A 16625-nucleotide genomic window follows, 5' to 3' on the forward strand; every position below is an offset into this window, starting at 1 on the left:
GTTGCACGAGCGCGAGGAGGCTGTGGTGCGCTTTCAGGTCCTGGACATCGTCTTCAATCCGCCCCACCCCGTCACCGGGGAGGTGGTACCCGCTGCCGAGCGGCTCGACCGAGTGGTCGACCTCGCCGTGCTCGCGGACCAGCTGGGAATCGACTCCTTCGCGGTCGGCGAGCGTCACGCCGGGGACGTCCTGTCGTCGAGCCCCACGGTGATCCTCGGCGCGCTGGCACAGGCCACGAACCGGATTCTGCTGTCGACCGGCGTCACGGTGCTCTCGGTACTCGACCCCGTGCGTCTCGCGGAGGACCTCGCGACCGTCGACCAGCTGAGCCAGGGGCGGCTCGAGATCGTCGTCGGCAAGGGCAACGAGGCGTGGCAGTACCCATTGTTCGGGAAGGACATCGCGCGCCAGTACGAGTACCTGACCGAGAACTACGAGTTGTTCCGTCGACTGATCCGCGAGGAGAACGTCACGTGGTCCGGGCAGCACCGGACTCCGCTCGAGAACGCCACCACTCTGCCGCGGCCGTTCGCCGGTCCCTTCCGCGTCTGGCACGGGTCGGCGACGTCGACACACGCCGTCGACCTCGCGGCCCGGTGGGGTGACCCCCTCGTCACGGCCAACGCATTCCAGCCGCGGGAGAACTACGCCGTCCTCGTCGACCGCTACCGGGAGAAGTACGCCGAGGCCGGGCACGATCCCCGGTTCGCCTTCGTCGGGTCCGGCTCGGGAGGGCTGTTCCTCGCGGAGACGACCGATCAGGCCGTCGAGCAGTACCGCCCGCTCTACGAGGGTGCGGTGGCACAGGCCGACCAGCGTCGGCACGATCCCGGGGCGGTGGGCAAGGTGACGAGCTTCCGCTCGATCGAGGAGGCCGTGGATCGCGGTCCCGCGCTCGTCGGGTCGTCGGAGCGCGTCGCCGAGAAGATCGTGGACTACCACCACGCATACGGGCATGTCCTGCAGTCGGTGTCGATCAACCACCTGCTCGAACCGGAGCACCAGAAGGACATCCTCCGCCAGTTCGCCGAGGAGGTGGTGCCGCGAGTGCGCAAGGAACTTCCCGAACCACTGCTGTGGGGCGAGGACGATTCCCGGCGCGCTGCGGGCTTCACGGCGGGACCGTACTCGTGATCATCGCGTTCGTGGGCGGAGGACCCCGCGCGACCGGCATCCTCGAGCGGATCGTCGGCCGGGCCGACGAGCTGACCGAACCGATCGACGTCCATGTCGTCGACCCCCACCCGCCGGGTGCAGGGCGGATCTGGCGACGGAACCAGGACCCCCTGCTCTGGATGAACTCCGTCGCGGCGGACGTGGCCATGCTGCCCGACGGGTCGGGCGGTCCCACCCTCGCGGAGTGGGTGACGGCGAACCGGGACACCCTCGTCACGGATCCGGCTCTGCGGGAGGAGATTCTCCGTTTCACCCCGTCGTCGTTCGCGTCCCGGTCGCTGCAGTCCCACTATCTCGCTCACGTCTTCGAGAGCGCGGTGAAGGCGCGGCCGGATCGTGTTCGAGTGCACGTGCACCGGGCCTGCGTCGTCGACATCGAGGATCGGGGTGCCCACCAGCGCCTGATCCTCGACGACGGCATCGTGCTCGAGGTGACCGATGTCGTTCTGGCGCAGGGCCAACCCGACACTCTGCCGCCGGCGGACGTCCAGGCATTCACCGCCCATGCCGAGACCCACGGTCTCCGGTACATCGGGCCGGGATACACAGCCGACCTCGATCCGGCGCTGGTTCCCGAGGCCGAACCCGTCCTGATCTCGGGCCTCGGTCTCGCCTTCGTGGACTGGATGGTGCTGCTCGCGGAGTCACGCGGCGGCACCTTCTCGCGCTCCGGTGACGGCACCCTGGTGTACACGGCCTCCGGCCGGGAACCCCTGGTGTACGCCGGATCTCGACGCGGGGTTCCGTACCACGCCAAGATCTCGTACTCCATCGCCGATGCGGCACCGCCTCTCCCGAGGTTCTTCGTACCCGAGGCTTTTCCCGGGACGGAGACGCTCGACTTCCGTACGGCGGTCTGGCCTCTCGCGGTCGCGGAACTTGCGTGGGCGCACTATCACGAGCTGTTCCGCTCCCACCCCGACCGTGTCCGCGGGCCGTTCATCGAACTCGAGGCCGCCCTGGGCCGTGACGGCGCCCGTGCAGTCGGTGAACTGGTCGAACGAATGGTCCCCGATCCCGAGGACCACTTCGACATCGACACGCTCGACCGACCGCTGCGGCACGCCCGATTCGACTCAGCGGCCGATGCCGCAGAGCAGGTGCACCGCTACATCGAGGCAGACCTGGCACGACGGCGCGACCCCCGCTTCAGCGCGGACGCCGCCGTGTTCTCGGCCCTGCTGTCGGTGTATCGGACTGTGGGAGAGCTCGTTCGGACAGAGCGACTGCGCCCGGACGACGTCGCGTCGCAGGTGGAGGGACAGCTGCATTCCTTCTTCAGCTTCCTCGCGAGCGGTCCCCCGCCCGAGCGCCTGGAGCAGCTGCTCGCACTCGGCCGCGCCGGAGTCATTCGCTACCTCGGCCCCGAGGTGCGGTTCGAGGCGGACGGTGACGGCTTCCGGGCGACCTCGCACGTGCACCACGACGTGGTGCGAGCGAGGACGCTCATCGAAGCCCGACTGCCCAGCGCGTCCATCTCGCGCAGCGCCGACGCCCTGCTGCGATCGCTGCACGAGCGCGGTGAGGTCCGCGAGGTGAGTGCGTCTCCGACGAGTCCGGCCAAACTGGCCGTCGACGGCTCGTCCCGCGTGATCGACGCATCGGGCACGGCGCACCCCCATCGGTACGCGGTGGGAATGTGGGTGGCGGGCCACGCCTGGTCCGGCGCCTTCGCCCGGCCCGGCATCGACGCCGGCTTCTTCCGGCACAACGACGCGATCGCCGCGGATCTCGTGGCCGGCCACCGTGCCGTGTCTCACCCGGCTCGACGCTGAACGAGCAGCTCGTACAGCTGCGTCTCCACCATCGTGGTGGGAAGCGGCAACGGTACTGCCGGCGGAGCCGAGTCGTAGGTGTGGCCCGTCGGCGTCCGGAATCTGACGATGTGGCCGCCGTCGACGTGCTCGACGACCCGCTGGGCCTCCCACCCCTCCGCGTCCTTCGCGTAATTGCAGGCGGCGCACAGTCCCATGCCGTTCTCCGCCGTCGTCGGGCCACCGAACCTGAAGGGGCGTATGTGGTCGTGGTGTCGGATCGGCGCATCGCACCACGGTGTGCGGCACGCCCGGTCGCGGACGTCGATGTAGTGACCGAGTCCCGCCGGGAACACACGCGCCGTCGAGTCCATCGCCGTGAGCTGTCCCGTCGACGGGACGGCGTAGAGCCGCCGCAGGGTCGCACCGACACTCCCGCCGTCGATGCGGTCGGCCACCGCACGGCGGGCCACTTCGGCGGGAACCATGCCGTAGCCGGGAACGTGCGCGGCCTCGTCACCGCCGGCGAGCAACGACTCGTCGGACATGACCAGCTGCACCGCCACCGGGGGACCCGCCGCTGCATCTCCCCCGGTCACGCGCTCGAACAACAGGTCCGCCATCACCTGATCACGCGTTCGACCCTCGGCACGGCCGGCTGCGACGAGCGCGTCCGCGTCTCGGCGCAACGTGGCGTACACGCACACCGCCTTGTCCATCGGCAGCAGCGCCGTCGCGTATCCCATGAAATCCGGAGCCGGACGCACGCTCACGCGGCGCTGCGCAGCCGCACGCGCGTTCCTCCGCACCACGGCCGCGGCATCGAGCTCGACCGCCGCGGCCACCGCGAGCGCGACCACCTGCTTGTCGCCCTTCCCTTCCAACGTCGAGGCGTCGGCGCACAACCGGCGATCGACCTCCCGCCGGTCCGCCACGGTGAGGTGCGCCGTCTCCCGCACCAGCAGCATCGCGCGGTACTCGCTCAGGCGGCCTTCGCGCATCGACTGCAGGGTGTACGGCATCTCGTGCACCAGTGCCCGTGCGAGTCCGAGGTATGTGCCACCACGCCGGTGTGACTCGCGACGTGCCAGACCCACCTGTGACGCGATCCCGAGATCCCACTGCTTCCTCGGCAGCCCGCGATCACGCCTATCGGCTCGGACGCTCGCCGCCACCCCGGCGGTCACTACCGCCTGCGTCGCCGCGCCCACGCACTTCAGGGCTTCGATGGCCGTCACGGCATCGATTCCTTCCCGCGCCGACCCGCCGTCCTCCACCAGCCCCAAACGCGCTGTGAACAGCCGTATCTCGTCCACCGACGGTGGGTGCAGCTCTACCGTGTCGTTCATCGATCTCCCCCCGGATCCTCGATTCCTGCAGAAGGTAACTCGAGGGTCCGACACCCTCCGCGCGCCGTAGAGTCGAGCCCATGAGCCCGCTCCGCGCCTGGTCCGACCCGCTCGCCGAGCACATCGTCGGCACGTATTTCGCGTTGCGCGCGGCGATGGCGATCATGGCCGTCGGGTTGCCTCTCCTGCTCGTCGCCTGGTCGCTGCTCGATCCCGACCTTCCCGTGCTCGGATCGATGAGCGAGTACTACTACAGCCCGGCCCGCGACGTGTTCGTCGGAGTGCTCTCCGGGACCGGTATCGCGTTGATCTGCTACCGCGGTCACGGGCCGCTCGAGAACAGACTGCTGAACGCGGCCGGCGCCTTCCTCGTCGTCGTCGCGCTCGTGCCCACGGATCCACCGGGGCAGAGCGACTTCGGCCTGCGTATGACGGTCCACGCCGTCGCCGCCGTGGCCTTCTTCGTCAGCTTCGCGGTGTCGGTCTGGCGGTGCGCGGACGACACCCTGGATCCGTCCCGGGACTCCGAACGGCGAATCCGCCGTTACCGCAGGGCCTATCGAGTCGTGGCGGTCGTGGTCGTCGTCGCTCCGGCGTCGGCGCTCGCCCTGGTGCTCGTCCTCCGCCAGGGCGCGCTCGCGGTACTGGTGGTGGAAGCGGTCGCAGTGATCACCTTCGGCGCGTACTGGACACTGAAGTCCTACGAGCTGCGGGGCACCGAGCTGGCCGAGCAGCCGTGAACCCCGAGCACCGTCAGCGGCGACATCGCACCCGGGTGGACTGGGGCCTGCGCGGAGCCGAGGCGATCGCGTCGGACGCCGACATCGCCGTGATCGTGGACGTCCTGTCGTTCACCACCACGGTGAGTGTCGCTCTCGACCGAGGGATCGGCGTCGTCCCGCACGCGGGCGCCGACACCGAGGAGGTCGCCCGACGTCACGACGCGTCCGTGGCGTTCCGCCGCTCGCAATCGGCTCCGGGCCGCATCACATTGTCCCCCGGATCGATCCGGTCCGCGCGCGACGTGCCCGCCCGGCTCGTTCTTCCGTCACCCAACGGATCGACCATCGCCGAGGCGCTGGCGGCGACACCCGTCCTGGCAGCGGCGTCCCTGCGCACGGCGACGGCGATCGCGCACTGGATCGCGCGCACCGCGGGACCGGACGACTCCGTGGCGATCATCGCTGCGGGCGAGAGATGGCCGGACGGATCGCTACGCCCCGCGATCGAGGACTTCTGGGGAGCGGGTGCAGTCGTCGCGGCACTCGCCGCCGTCGGGCGTCTTCTCGACCCGTCTCCCGAGGCCGACGCGGCGCAGGCAGCCTGGACGGCGGTGGCCGATGATCCGTCGACGGCACTGCGTGACTGCAGTTCCGGTCGCGAGCTGATCGCCCTCGGATTCGACGGCGATGTCGCGGTGGCAGCGGAGGTCGGGGAGAGCGCCGGCGTTCCGATTCTCCGTCAGGGGATCTTCGTCGATGCTGCGAGCGGCGGCCTCAGCGCCTGATCCCGTGGTGCTTCTCGGCCACGTCCGGGTGTGCACGGGTACGCGATTTCCACGCGTTCTCGCCGTAGGTCCGGAAGAGGTGGTTGTCCGGATCAGTGTCGACGCCCCGGGACCGCGCCGCCAACTCGGGTGGAAGGTCGATGAGCGGCACGCGCGCATCCAGTGCGGGGCTGAGGAAGTAGGGAACGGACACCCGGTCCGTGCCAGGCGTCGGCGCGAGGACGCGATGCCGAGTGGCACGCAGGTACCCACCCGTCGCGACCTCGAGCAGTTCCCCGACGTTGACGATGAACGCGCCGGCCACGGGCGGTACGTCGATCCACTCGCCGCCGCGCAGCTCCACCTGCAAGCCGGTCGACTCCGGCTCCACGAGAAGCAACGTCAGCACCCCCGAGTCCTTGTGCGCGCCCACCCCCTGCGGGTTCTCGGTGCTGCCGGGATACCGCACCACCTTGATCAACGTCGCGGGGAGCTCGGCGAAGGCGGCATCGAATGTGTCCTCGGCCGCGCCGAGGGAGACTGCCCAGTGTCGGAGCAGCCGCAGCCCGACGTCCGACAGGGCGGCGTCCCAGGCCTCGAACGCGGGACGCAGTTCGGGTAGCGCGGACGGCCACTGGTTGGGGCCCTGCAGGTTCCAGTATCCCTGCGCCGCGGGAATCACCTCGCGCTCCGGACCGATGTCGATCTGCTCTCGCCAATCGACGGCGCCGTTGGTCAGCTCGCCGCCGAGCCGACTGTAGCCGCGGAACTGGGGCGAGTTCAGTTGACTGATATCGTCTTTGGCGTCTGCCGGCAGCGCGAAGAAGGTGCGCGCCAGCGACAGGACCGTCGACACGAGCTCGGGGTCGACACCATGACCGGTCAGGTGGAAGAAGCCGTGGTCGTGGGTGGCCTCGCGCAATGCCGAACGAAACCCGTCGACATCCGCGGTCGACATGTCGAGAACGGGCAGCGCTGTCACCTGATCGGAAGCTTCTCGCCGGCCTCCACCGCGACGGTCAGCCGGTTCTCGGGAGGCGCCACCGGGCACGTCGCGTAGTCGGTGAGGGCGCACGGCAGGTTGGACGCGCGGTTGAAGTCCAGTGTCACCAGGCCGTCGGCGTCCGCATCGCCGACCGCGAGGGACCGGCACGCGGGGTAGGTGCTCACGCCGCTGGTCTCGTCGGTGAAGAGGATGTGGAAGCCGCCCGCCTTCCCTCGGAATGCGACGAACTGTTGCGGTGCGTTCCCGAGCGTGAAGTCGATGACGCCCAGCCCGGCGTGGTGGTGCTCCAGACCCTCGACGACGGCCGCGGTGGTGACCGTGCGCTCGGAGTCATACGGCGTGAACGTGCCACTCACGCGCCACTTCTCGTCGGGTGCGAAGGTGGGGATCCCGCCGAACGACGCCAAGGTGGGGGCCGCGGGGTCGTGCACGCGCAGGGCCACCGAGCCGGTACGGCGAATCACCTCGACGCGCCGCTCACCGGCGGCCACGAGGAGGCCGGGAGCCCCCTCGACGGGGTGCAGAGCGACAGTCCCGTCCACGACCACCCCGTCGACCGACAACCCGTCGCCCGTGCTCGCGGTGACGTGCAGAGTGTCGTCGTCGGCGCGCCACACACCGGGCAGATCTCCCACGGCCGCGTCGGTCTCGGTCAACCAGTACAGACCTGTGAGCGCGACCCAGCCCAACGGATCGCGGAAGTACTCCTCGCGATCGGAATGCCATGCAGCCCAGTCCTTCTCGAACGTGGTGACGGATGTTGTCATGATGCGTACTCCTTCTCGGACGGTGACGATGCGATTCTGCCGAGGACACCGTCGCCGACGTGACGTGCCTCCTCGAGATGGGGGTACCCCGACAGGATGATCTCGTCGACACCTGCCTCGCGATACTCCTCGATGCGGGCCACCACCTCGTCGTGGCTGCCGACCAGCGCGGTGCCGGCGCCGCCGCGGACGAGACCGATGCCCGCCCACAGGTTGGGGCCCACCACCAGGTTCCGACGATCACCGCCGTGCAACGCCAGCATGCGTCGCTGGCCTTCCGATCCCACGGCGCCCAGTTGCGCCTGTCGGGTCCGGACGGTCGCGTCGTCGACATCGGCGATCAGGTCCTCGGCTCGAGCCCACGCATCTTTCGCGCGCTCGCGGGTGATCACGTGCATCCGCAGTCCGAAACGCAGGGTGCGGCCGCGGGCAGCCGCCCGCTCCCGCACGTGGGAAATCTTCTCGGCCACCGCCTCGGGAGACTCGCCCCACGTGAGAAAGACGTCGGCATGCTCGGCGGCGACATCCAGTGCAGCGTCCGATGATCCGCCGAGATAGACGTCGGGAAGCGGCACCGGAGGATGCCCGCCGAAACCGCCGCCGTTCGGTCGGTCCACAGCGTAGTGGTCGCCGGACGGCCGCACCGGCCGGCCGTCGGAGACGGCGCGCGCGATGCCGAGGAACTCACCCGCCCGCGCGTAGCGGCCCTCCTTCGCCAGACGGTCGCCGTAGGACCGCTGCTCGACGTCGTCGCCCCCGACCACCACGTTGAGGAGCACTCGGCCACCGGACAGTCGATGGAATGTACTGACCATCTGCGCCGACGTCACGGGCGAGACCTGGCCCGGCCGGAAAGCCACCAGGAACTTCAGACGAGTGGTCGCCGGGATCAGCGCCGCGGTGACCAACCACGCGTCCTCGCAGTGTCCGCCCGTCGGAGTGAGCACTGCCTCGAAACCGAGTTCCTCGACGGTCACGGCCAATTCGGTCAGGTAGTCGAGTGTCGCGTCCCGATGTCCCGCACCCGCTGCCGAGGCGCCCCCACCGCCGATGGCGACTCCGTGCGAGCGCGCACCGAGCCTCTCGTCGTCACCCCCGGTGGGGAGGAACCAGTGGAATCTCACTCGCCGATGCGGGGTCGACGCAGCCCGAGGTGCTCCCGCAAGGTCGACCCCTCGTAGGCGGCCGGGTACGAACCACGTTCCTGCAGTTCGGGAACCAGCTTGTCGACGATGTCGTCGAGCCCGCTCGGCACGAGGTACGGCGTGATGTTGAAGCCGTCGCTCGCCCCTCCGCGGACCCACCGGGTGAGCTCGTCCGCGACCTGGCTCGGCGTACCCGCGAATCCGGTACGCGCCGACGTCTCGATGACGACCTGCCGCAGCGACAAGTTCTTCGCCTCGGCGAGCGACCGCCACTCTCGTACACGCGCATCCACGTCGATGCCGTTGAACGCCGACCCGCGAGCGCCGACGACACCACTGACGATCGGGTCCTCGGTGGGGAGTGGTCCGTCGGGATCACGATCGGACAGATCGCGCCCCCACACCTGGCCGGCGATCGACAGCGTCGTCGGGCCGGTGAACTGACCCTCCTTGACCCAGCGCACCTTCTCGTCCACGTCCCGCTCGTGGTCCGCGAGGACGATCTGGGTGCCGGGCAGGATCTTGATGTCGTCGTCCGGTCTCCCTCGGGCCACGAGTCGCGCGCGGATGTCGTTCGCGAAGTCGAGTGCGTCGTCGAAGTGGGTGCCGTGCGCGGAGAAGATCACGTCGGCGTGCTGGGCGGCGAAGTCGCGACCGGTGCTGGAATCTCCCGCCTGGAAGATCACCGGGTGGTCCTGAGGACTGCGGGGAATCGGTGCAGCAGAGGCGATGTCGAACTGCGAGGACTGGATGCGCACGGAGTCGGGCGTGCCTCCTGCGTTCCACAGGGCTCTGGCGGCGTCGAGGAACTCTCCGGCGCGCACGTAGCGGTCCGCGTGGTCGAGGTAGCCACCGCGTCGGAAATTCTCGCCCGTCCACGCGTTGTCCGTCGTCACGACGTTCCAGCCGGCGCGACCACCGGACAGCACGTCCAGTCCCGACAGTCGACGCGCGAGGTCCACCGGTTCGTTGTAGGTGGTGTTCTGGGTGGCCACCAGTCCGATGTTCGTGGTGATGCCGGCCAGCGCCGCCAACTGTGTGATGGCGTCGGGACGACCGGCGATGTCCAGGTCGAGGATCTTGCCGCCCTGCTCGCGCAGTCGGAGCCCCTCACCGAGGAAGAAGGCGTCGAACAGTCCGCGCTCGGCGGTCGTGATCAGCCGACGGAACGTCTCGAAGTCGATCTGCGAGCCACTGGCCGGGTCCGACCAGATCGTCGTGTGGTTGACGCCCTGGAAGAAGACACCCAGGTGGACGGTGGCGTCGGGACGGAAGAGAGCGGTCATCGCGCAGCCTCGAATCGGTTGACCGGGCGGGCCAGGCCCAGAGTGGAACGCAGCGTCGTGGCCGGGACCGGCCGATGGGCCAGGTCCCGCTCGAACAGTTGAGGAAGGACGTAGCGTGCGGCGACGCGGAGATCGTCGTCGATCAGGTCAGGACGCAACCTGATCCCGCCGATCGCGTCGTCGAGGGCAGCAATGCGCTCGACGAGAGCCGCTGCGGCCGTCGGGCTTCCGGGGGCCTCGACGTCGAGAACGACGTGCGCCCCGGTCACCGCGCGCGCGTCCGCTTCGTTCTCCACCAGGACGACGTCGAGCAGGTCGGTGTCGATCTCGCCGAACCGGCCGAACACCACCACCTGACCCTGCGGCGGGCGAGGCACGATCGCGGGGCCCTTCACCGAGTACTTCTCCCCGGCGAAGTCGACGTAGTGCAGCTTCTGCTGGTTCAGGAACCGGCCCGTCGGGAAGTCGCGGATCACCGCGTCGTCCTCCCACGAGTCCCACAGTCCACGCGCCACGGTCACCGAATCACGCTGTTCACGAACCAGATCGGTATCGGCCGAGACGACTTCGCGACCCCATGCTGCCGCGACGTCGGGTGCCAGCGACCGGGATGCCACCCAACCCGCCCGGCCGCGGGACGCGTAGTCCAACGACGCGAGCTGCGACGACAGGTGGAACGGCTCCGAGTAGGTGGTGCTGGCGGTGGCGACGAGGCCCACCGTGCTGGTGGTCGCGGCGACGAAGGCCGCGCGCGTGACGGCGTCGACACCACCCGTCGCCAGATCGCCGTCGTCGAACGTGACGTAGCCGAATCCTGCGTTCTCGGCCGCGGTCACCGTGGCGGCCACGGCTCGTCCGTCGGCCGAACCGACCCCGACGTCGAAGCCGAGTGTCACCGTCCTGGTCATCGTGCGCTCCCTCGTATCGCCCCCGGACACCCGAGGTTAGGAGGGATCCGCACCCGGCACACGGGTTGGAATCGCAGAGATCGGAGGGGAATGTGCGTCAGAAACCGACGCCGGCGAAGGGCGCCGACGCGGTCCGGAACAGAGCATCGGCCGCCGCGGGGTCGCCCTGCGCCAGGCCCGCGGTCACCAGAGCGGACCACGACGTCCCGCCGAGCAGCACCGACGCCAGATCTCGGACGTGCACCGTCAGATCCGGCGCCGCGTCGACCACCCGCACGCCGTCCGGTGCGACGGCGTAGGTCCCGGCGTTCTCCGGCAGGTCCGGGTCCTGCACGGCGATGGTCACAGCGTCCCCGGGCCCGTACGTGCGCGCGGACAGTGCCGCGGACACGTCGAGGATGCGCAGCCAGGTCTCGTCCTCGGTGCGATCGAGCCGTACGGATCGGCGATCGTGCATCAGCAGTGGCAGCACGGTGTCGACGGGCAGTGCGGGAAACGTGATGCGGTCGACGAGGTCGAGTCGCAGGAGGAAGCGGACCAGGTCGGCGAACACCGCGTCGTCGGGCGCATGGAGGTCCTCGACGACCACCCGGCGGTCGTTCCCGGACCACCACGTCCGCGGGTCGCGCGGGCGGTACCGGACGTATCCATCGTCGACCCCGCCGGTGGAGTGCACCGCGTTCCACACCGGATCGGTGTCGGTCCGCCCGCGCAGCCTCGACGCGTTCCACCAGACGGGCAGTCGGGTGATGGTGCCCGGTCGACTCGACGGGTGCGACGCGACGATGCCGGCCTGCACGTCGAACACGTCCCCGTCGTCGACGAGGCGGACGGTGCCGCTGGACACGGCCTCGTCCCGCACCGACGCACGCGCGGTGACGACCTCGGCGGACACGGACGAGGTGGCGACGCCGTAGCCGTAGCGGCCGTAGATGACAGCCTCAGACGCACGGAGCGAGGCGACGACGTCCCCGGCATCGCGCGCGTCCCGCAGCTGGCGTCGCAGCAGAGCGGACACCACACCGCGGCGGGTGTGGGTCGGCAACACCCCGACGTGGGTGACGGCCAGGTGGGAAACCCGAGCACCGCCCGGCAGCGTCAGGGTTCCGCGGGCCGAATCGGTGGTCCCGACGAGTCGATCGCCGTCGAAGGCGCCGTAGGTCCGACCGGGCTCGCGCAGACTCGCGATCTCGTCCTCGGTGACCTGCTGCGTGGGCAGTCCCACCATCGCGGCACGGAAGACGCGCTGCGATTCCAGCAGATCCGACCGCGACTCGAGAATGCGGATGTCGACCATCAGGCGACCTCGGCGATCGTCAGGGTGGTCTGTCGGCGGAGTACGAATCCGAGGGTGTCGTAGAGCGCGACGGCGCGGGTGTTGGTCACACTCGTGTGCAGGAACGGCATCTCGCCCCGCTCCCGGATGCCGTACCCGACAGCGCGGATGAGGCGGGTCGCCAGGCCCTGCCCTCGGTACTCGGGGTCGGTGCACACGGCGCTGATCTCGGTCCAGCCGTCGGGATGCATGCGCTCCCCGGCCATGGCGACGAGCCGCGACCCGTCCCGGACGCCCAGGTACGTGCCCATCTCGACGGTCCGCGAGCGGAACGGTCCCGGCCGGGTGCGGTGCACGAGATCGAGCATCTCCGGCACGTCGTCGGCGGTGAGCACCTGCGCGGCCGGTTCCGGCTCGACCACCAGCGCGGATCCGTCGAACTGCAGCAGCCCGATGCGGTCGAGAACACGCCACCCGGCGGGCGGGGTGATGCCGTCGCCCCGCAGTGCAGCCTGCTCACCCACCGGGAGCAGGGCGCCGAGATCCGCCCAGTCCTCCGCCGTCATGTCCTCGGGGTGACCGAAGAACCCGGCCACCTCGGGGTGGTAACGCGCGATCCGGCCCCGCCATTCGGCGAACCGGGAGTGGGCGCCGACGAGGGACGATCGGATGGGATCGTCCAGCGGATGCGCGTCGGGGAGGGTCGGGATCACCGGAACTCGGTCGTCGCACTGCACCAGGCCACTGTAAGGGTCGGCTCCGACGCCGCGGCGCGTTGTACTCGCGACGATTCCGGAGGGGCAGAATGGTGTCGTGAGCCCCGACAGAGTGAGTCCTGACGACGCCGTGCGACCTGACGATGCTCCGTCCACGACGGGGACACCCCCGTGGACGTACCTGATGGACATGGACGGTGTCCTGGTGCACGAGGAGCACCTTGTCCCCGGAGCGGACCGCTTCCTGAAGGAACTCCAGGACACGAACACCCCGTTCATCGTCCTGACGAACAACTCGATCCGCACCCGTCGCGACCTGCAGGCACGCCTGCGACGGACCGGCCTCGAGATCCCCGAGGAGTCGATCTGGACGTCGGCACTCGCCACCGCCACCTTCCTGGGGAACCAGCGGCCGAACGGTACCGCCTACGTGGTCGGGGAGTCCGGCCTGACGACGGCCCTGCACGACATCGGCTACATCATCACGGACATCGATCCCGACTACGTGGTGCTCGGCGAGACCCGCACGTACTCCTTCGAGGCCATCACCACCGCCATTCGGCTGGTCGAACGCGGAGCCCGTTTCATCGCCACCAATCCCGACGCCACCGGCCCGTCACGCGAGGGATCGCTGCCCGCCACCGGATCCGTCGCCGCGCTCATCACGCGCGCGACCGGACGTGAGCCGTACTACGTGGGCAAGCCGAACGCGCTGATGATGCGGTCCGCTCTGCGGGCCATCGGCGCGCACTCGGAGAACACGCTGATGATCGGTGACCGCATGGACACCGACATCGTGTCCGGGCTCGAAGCCGGTCTCCAGACCATCCTCGTGCTCACCGGTATCTCGACCCCCGCCAGCGTCGAGATGTTCCCGTTCCGCCCCACCCGTGTCATCGAGTCGGTCGCCGACCTCATCGGGCACACCGCGAACCCGTTCGGATGAGATTCGTCTACTCCCGGCCCGACCGCAGCGTCGAGGCGACGGGCACCCGGCAGGCGTTCGATCACATCGACGACGCGCGCGAGGCTCTCGAGGACGGGTCGGCGCGGGTTCTCGTGGGGGCCATCGGGTTCGATGCGTCCACGCGGTGTGCACTCGTCGAACCGTCGACGTTCGACCGGCGCGACAAGCCGCGCACACCGGAGCAGAGCACCCTGCCCGGAGCTGTGATCGCCTCCCAGAACCCACCACCCGACAAACACGTCGCGCGGGTGCAGCGTGCCCTGACGGTGCTGAACCATCCCGGATCCGCACTACGCAAAGTGGTTCTCGCGCGGTCGATCACGCTGGTGTTCGATGCCGCGCTGTCCCCGACGGCGTTCGCGGACACGCTCATCGAGGCGAATCCGATGCACAACGGTTTCGCCGTCGATCTCACCGCGGCGGGTGGTCCGTACTTCGGCCGCCATCTGGTGGGCTCGAGCCCGGAACTCCTCGTGCGGCGCACCGGAACCCAGGTGATCTGCCGACCGTTCGCCGGAACTGCTGCACGACAACAGGATCCGGTGGCGGACGAGCAGGCGGGCGCCGACCTGCTCGCCAGCGCCAAGAACCTGGCCGAGCACCGCTTCGTCGTCGACGCCATCGCCGAGGCCCTGGCGCCACTGTGCTCGGAGGTGTCCGTCCCCGACGGGCCGACGCTGACCAGCACGCCAGCCGTGTGGCATCTGGCGACCCCGATCACCGCGACACTGGCCGACCCCGCCACCACGGCACTGGATCTCGCGCTCGCACTGCACCCGACACCCGCGGTCGCGGGCAGCCCCACCGACCTGGCGCTCCAGACCATCGATCTGCTGGAGTCCGGACGCAACCGCGACTTCTACGCCGGCATGGTGGGGTGGTGCGACGCGTCGGGCGACGGTGAGTGGATGGTGGCCATCCGCTGCCTGGACATCGCCGCCGACGGCCTCAGCGGGGTCGCGACCGCGGGTGGCGGCATCGTCGCCGCCTCGGACGCGAGCGCCGAGCTGGAGGAGACGACAGCGAAGTTCGCGACGGTGCTCAGGCCCTTCGGCCTCTGACGTCGATCCGGTGCGCCGAGCCGCGGATACCGCGGCTCAGCGCACCGAAGCCGGCCGTTGATGCACTCGGCTCTACCGGGCGAGCGCTCCCGCCAGATCGCCGAGCAGGTCCTCGAGGTCCTCCAGGCCCACGGAGATGCGCACGACTCCGTCCGTGATGCCCACGGCTGCACGGCCTTCCGGACCCATGGCCCGGTGGGTGGTGGTGGCGGGGTGCGTCGTCATCGACTTCGCGTCGCCGAGGTTGTTGGAGATGTCGATGATGCGCAGCTTGTTCAGGAACTCGAAGGCGCGCGCCTTGCCGCCCTCGAGCTCGAACGTGACGACGGTGCCGCCGCCGCTCATCTGCGAGACCGCGAGATCGTGCTGGGGGTGCGACGGCAGGTACGGGTACTTCACCCATCCGATACCCGGCTGCGCCTCGAGGAACTCCGCGACGGCCAGCGCCGAGGCGTTCATGTGCCGCACGCGGAGCGGCATCGTCTCGAGACCCTTCAGCAGAGTCCAGGCGTTGAACGGGCTCAGCGCGGGACCGGTGTGGCGCATGAGCGTCTGCACAGGACCGTCGATGTACTCCTTCGATCCCAGGATGGCGCCCCCGAGCACGCGCCCCTGTCCGTCGATGTGCTTGGTCCCCGAGTACACCACCACGTCGGCACCGAGGTCGAAGCTGCGCTGCAGCACGGGCGTCGCGAAGACGTTGTCCAGCACCACCTTCGCACCGGCCGCATGCGCCATCTCGGTCACGCGCCGGACGTCGACGAGCGACTGCATCGGGTTGGACGGCGTCTCGAAGAACACCGCGGTGGTGGGCACGGCGAGCGCCTGTTCCCACTGGTCCAGGTCGTCGCCGTCGACGAAGACGGTCTCGACTCCCCAACGCGGCAGGATCTCGTTGCACACGACGAAGCACGAGCCGAACAGGCTCCGCGCCGCGACGAGTCGGTCGCCGGCCTTCAGCAGCGCTCCGAGCCCGGTGAAGACCGCGGACATCCCGCTCGAGGTGCCGAAGGCCGCCTCGGCGCCGTCGAGCAACCGCAGCCGCTCCTCGAACATGGTGACGGTCGGGTTGCCGTAGCGCGAGTAGACGAAATGGTCGATGTCGCCGGTGAACGCCTGCTCGGCGGCCTCGGCGCTCTCGTACACGAAACCCGAACTGAGATAGAGGGCCTCGGCGTTCTCCTCGAACCCCGAGCGGTTCAGACCGCCGCGGACACCGAGAGTTCCCTGCCCGACCCCGTCGGGCAGGGGTTTGGAGAACCCGCCGCCGGTGGGGATCACTTCTGCCGCCAGGGCAGTCCGACGGCGCGCCACCCGGCGCTGCCGCGGTGACCCTCGGCGTCGGTCGCGCCCTCGAAGCCGTCGAGCACGTTGTAGGCGGGTCCGAGCCCCGCAGCGGTCGCGGCCTCGGCGGCACCGATGGACCGCTGCCCGGAGCGACACAGGAAGACCACGGGTCCTCGTTCGACCCCGGCGGCACGGACCTCGTCGACGAAGTTCTCGTTCCTCGCGCCGTCCGGGTAGCCGACCCACTCGACGAAGGCCGTCGGCTTGTCCAGCGACGAGATGTCCGGGACACCCACGTAGCTCCACTCGGCGTGGGTGCGGACGTCGACGAGCGAGGCCTCCGGATCGGTGCTGAGAAGTTCCCAGGCCTGCTCGGGCGTGATGTCTCCTGCGTAGCTCACGACGCCAGTTTCTCACATGGTCGGCTCGGCCCGATATGT

General features: G+C 69.6%; 16 protein-coding genes. 6 read left to right on the forward strand and 10 right to left on the reverse strand.

Annotation, left to right across the window (positions count from 1 at the left end; genetic code table 11):
- Nucleotides 1-25 precede the first annotated feature (25 nt).
- Together HQ308_RS10080 and HQ308_RS10085 are read left to right on the forward strand one after the other, a co-directional pair.
- Nucleotides 26-1135, forward strand: coding sequence for an LLM class flavin-dependent oxidoreductase (locus HQ308_RS10080; RefSeq protein WP_222646476.1), 1110 nt, complete (start codon nucleotides 26-28; stop codon nucleotides 1133-1135).
- Nucleotides 1132-2952 carry an FAD/NAD(P)-binding protein gene (locus tag HQ308_RS10085; protein ID WP_308115737.1) on the forward strand — a complete coding sequence of 607 codons (1821 nt, stop codon included), beginning with the start codon at nucleotides 1132-1134 and terminating at the stop codon, nucleotides 2950-2952. The genes HQ308_RS10080 and HQ308_RS10085 overlap by 4 nt, the downstream gene beginning before the upstream one ends.
- Here HQ308_RS10085 and HQ308_RS10090 read toward each other — a convergent pair.
- Entirely contained in the window at nucleotides 2934-4280 is a 1347-nt protein-coding gene (locus HQ308_RS10090) for an HNH endonuclease signature motif containing protein (protein ID WP_222646308.1), read from the reverse strand. The two genes, HQ308_RS10085 and HQ308_RS10090, sit on opposite strands and share 19 nt — an antisense overlap.
- Nucleotides 4281-4360: 80 nt before the next feature.
- On the opposite strand from HQ308_RS10090, the gene HQ308_RS10095 reads away from it, so the two are divergent.
- On the forward strand, nucleotides 4361-5020 hold the full coding sequence (locus tag HQ308_RS10095; RefSeq protein ID WP_051613446.1) for a DUF998 domain-containing protein: 660 nt from the start codon (nucleotides 4361-4363) through the stop codon (nucleotides 5018-5020).
- Nucleotides 5017-5787, forward strand: a complete 771-nt coding sequence (locus tag HQ308_RS10100; protein WP_222646309.1) for a 2-phosphosulfolactate phosphatase — start codon at nucleotides 5017-5019, stop codon at nucleotides 5785-5787. The genes HQ308_RS10095 and HQ308_RS10100 overlap by 4 nt, the downstream gene beginning before the upstream one ends.
- On the opposite strand, the gene HQ308_RS10105 is transcribed toward HQ308_RS10100, so the two are convergent.
- The 7 genes from HQ308_RS10105 to HQ308_RS10135 all read right to left on the reverse strand — a co-directional run bounded on the left by HQ308_RS10105 (nucleotide 5777) and on the right by HQ308_RS10135 (nucleotide 12891).
- On the reverse strand, nucleotides 5777-6748 hold the full coding sequence (locus HQ308_RS10105) for a 2-oxoglutarate and iron-dependent oxygenase domain-containing protein (RefSeq protein ID WP_308115738.1): 972 nt from the start codon (nucleotides 6746-6748) through the stop codon (nucleotides 5777-5779). The genes HQ308_RS10100 and HQ308_RS10105 overlap by 11 nt on opposite strands.
- Nucleotides 6745-7539, reverse strand: coding sequence for a DUF1684 domain-containing protein (locus HQ308_RS10110; RefSeq protein WP_222646310.1), 795 nt, complete (start codon nucleotides 7537-7539; stop codon nucleotides 6745-6747). Before HQ308_RS10110 ends, HQ308_RS10105 begins: the two co-directional genes overlap by 4 nt.
- On the reverse strand, nucleotides 7536-8663 hold the full coding sequence (locus tag HQ308_RS10115; protein WP_222646311.1) for an LLM class flavin-dependent oxidoreductase: 1128 nt from the start codon (nucleotides 8661-8663) through the stop codon (nucleotides 7536-7538). The genes HQ308_RS10110 and HQ308_RS10115 overlap by 4 nt, the downstream gene beginning before the upstream one ends.
- Nucleotides 8660-9970 carry an LLM class flavin-dependent oxidoreductase gene (locus HQ308_RS10120; RefSeq protein ID WP_027506216.1) on the reverse strand — a complete coding sequence of 437 codons (1311 nt, stop codon included), beginning with the start codon at nucleotides 9968-9970 and terminating at the stop codon, nucleotides 8660-8662. Before HQ308_RS10120 ends, HQ308_RS10115 begins: the two co-directional genes overlap by 4 nt.
- The gene (locus HQ308_RS10125; RefSeq protein ID WP_222646312.1) at nucleotides 9967-10878 is read right to left on the reverse strand and encodes an LLM class flavin-dependent oxidoreductase; all 912 of its coding nucleotides are present in this window, start codon (nucleotides 10876-10878) and stop codon (nucleotides 9967-9969) included. Before HQ308_RS10125 ends, HQ308_RS10120 begins: the two co-directional genes overlap by 4 nt.
- Nucleotides 10879-10975: 97 nt before the next feature.
- Nucleotides 10976-12175, reverse strand: a complete 1200-nt coding sequence (locus HQ308_RS10130; protein ID WP_222646313.1) for a GNAT family N-acetyltransferase — start codon at nucleotides 12173-12175, stop codon at nucleotides 10976-10978.
- Nucleotides 12175-12891 (reverse strand): GNAT family N-acetyltransferase, encoded by a 717-nt coding sequence (locus HQ308_RS10135; RefSeq protein ID WP_231476389.1) that lies wholly within the window; start codon nucleotides 12889-12891, stop codon nucleotides 12175-12177. The genes HQ308_RS10130 and HQ308_RS10135 overlap by 1 nt, the downstream gene beginning before the upstream one ends.
- 163 nt (nucleotides 12892-13054) lie before the next feature.
- Here HQ308_RS10135 and HQ308_RS10140 point away from each other — a divergent pair, with 163 nt between their 5' ends.
- The gene (locus tag HQ308_RS10140) at nucleotides 13055-13816 is read left to right on the forward strand and encodes an HAD-IIA family hydrolase (protein WP_037186095.1); all 762 of its coding nucleotides are present in this window, start codon (nucleotides 13055-13057) and stop codon (nucleotides 13814-13816) included.
- A complete protein-coding gene (locus HQ308_RS10145) occupies nucleotides 13813-14898 on the forward strand; it encodes an isochorismate synthase MenF (RefSeq protein ID WP_222646314.1) in 1086 nt (361 codons plus the stop codon). Before HQ308_RS10140 ends, HQ308_RS10145 begins: the two co-directional genes overlap by 4 nt.
- A 72-nt stretch (nucleotides 14899-14970) precedes the next feature.
- Here the strand turns inward: HQ308_RS10145 and HQ308_RS10150 are convergent, their stop codons facing one another.
- Both HQ308_RS10150 and HQ308_RS10155 read right to left on the reverse strand, forming a co-directional pair.
- Entirely contained in the window at nucleotides 14971-16176 is a 1206-nt protein-coding gene (locus HQ308_RS10150; RefSeq protein ID WP_027506211.1) for an O-succinylhomoserine sulfhydrylase, read from the reverse strand.
- Nucleotides 16176-16586: a rhodanese-like domain-containing protein gene (locus HQ308_RS10155; RefSeq protein WP_222646315.1), complete on the reverse strand. Its 411-nt coding sequence runs from the start codon at nucleotides 16584-16586 to the stop codon at nucleotides 16176-16178. Before HQ308_RS10155 ends, HQ308_RS10150 begins: the two co-directional genes overlap by 1 nt.
- Nucleotides 16587-16625 lie beyond the last annotated feature (39 nt).

Source organism: Rhodococcus sp. BP-241 (assembly GCF_019836145.1).
Lineage (GTDB): Bacteria > Actinomycetota > Actinomycetes > Mycobacteriales > Mycobacteriaceae > Rhodococcoides.

Coding starts and splice junctions, on each gene's coding strand:
- HQ308_RS10090 (WP_222646308.1), bottom strand. CDS start 4,280: ATGAACGACACGGTAGAGCTGCACCCACCGTCGGTGGACGAGATACGG.
- HQ308_RS10095 (WP_051613446.1), top strand. CDS start 4,361: ATGAGCCCGCTCCGCGCCTGGTCCGACCCGCTCGCCGAGCACATCGTC.
- HQ308_RS10110 (WP_222646310.1), bottom strand. CDS start 7,539: ATGACAACATCCGTCACCACGTTCGAGAAGGACTGGGCTGCATGGCAT.
- HQ308_RS10120 (WP_027506216.1), bottom strand. CDS start 9,970: ATGACCGCTCTCTTCCGTCCCGACGCCACCGTCCACCTGGGTGTCTTC.
- HQ308_RS10125 (WP_222646312.1), bottom strand. CDS start 10,878: ATGACCAGGACGGTGACACTCGGCTTCGACGTCGGGGTCGGTTCGGCC.
- HQ308_RS10130 (WP_222646313.1), bottom strand. CDS start 12,175: ATGGTCGACATCCGCATTCTCGAGTCGCGGTCGGATCTGCTGGAATCG.
- HQ308_RS10140 (WP_037186095.1), top strand. CDS start 13,055: ATGGACATGGACGGTGTCCTGGTGCACGAGGAGCACCTTGTCCCCGGA.
- HQ308_RS10145 (WP_222646314.1), top strand. CDS start 13,813: ATGAGATTCGTCTACTCCCGGCCCGACCGCAGCGTCGAGGCGACGGGC.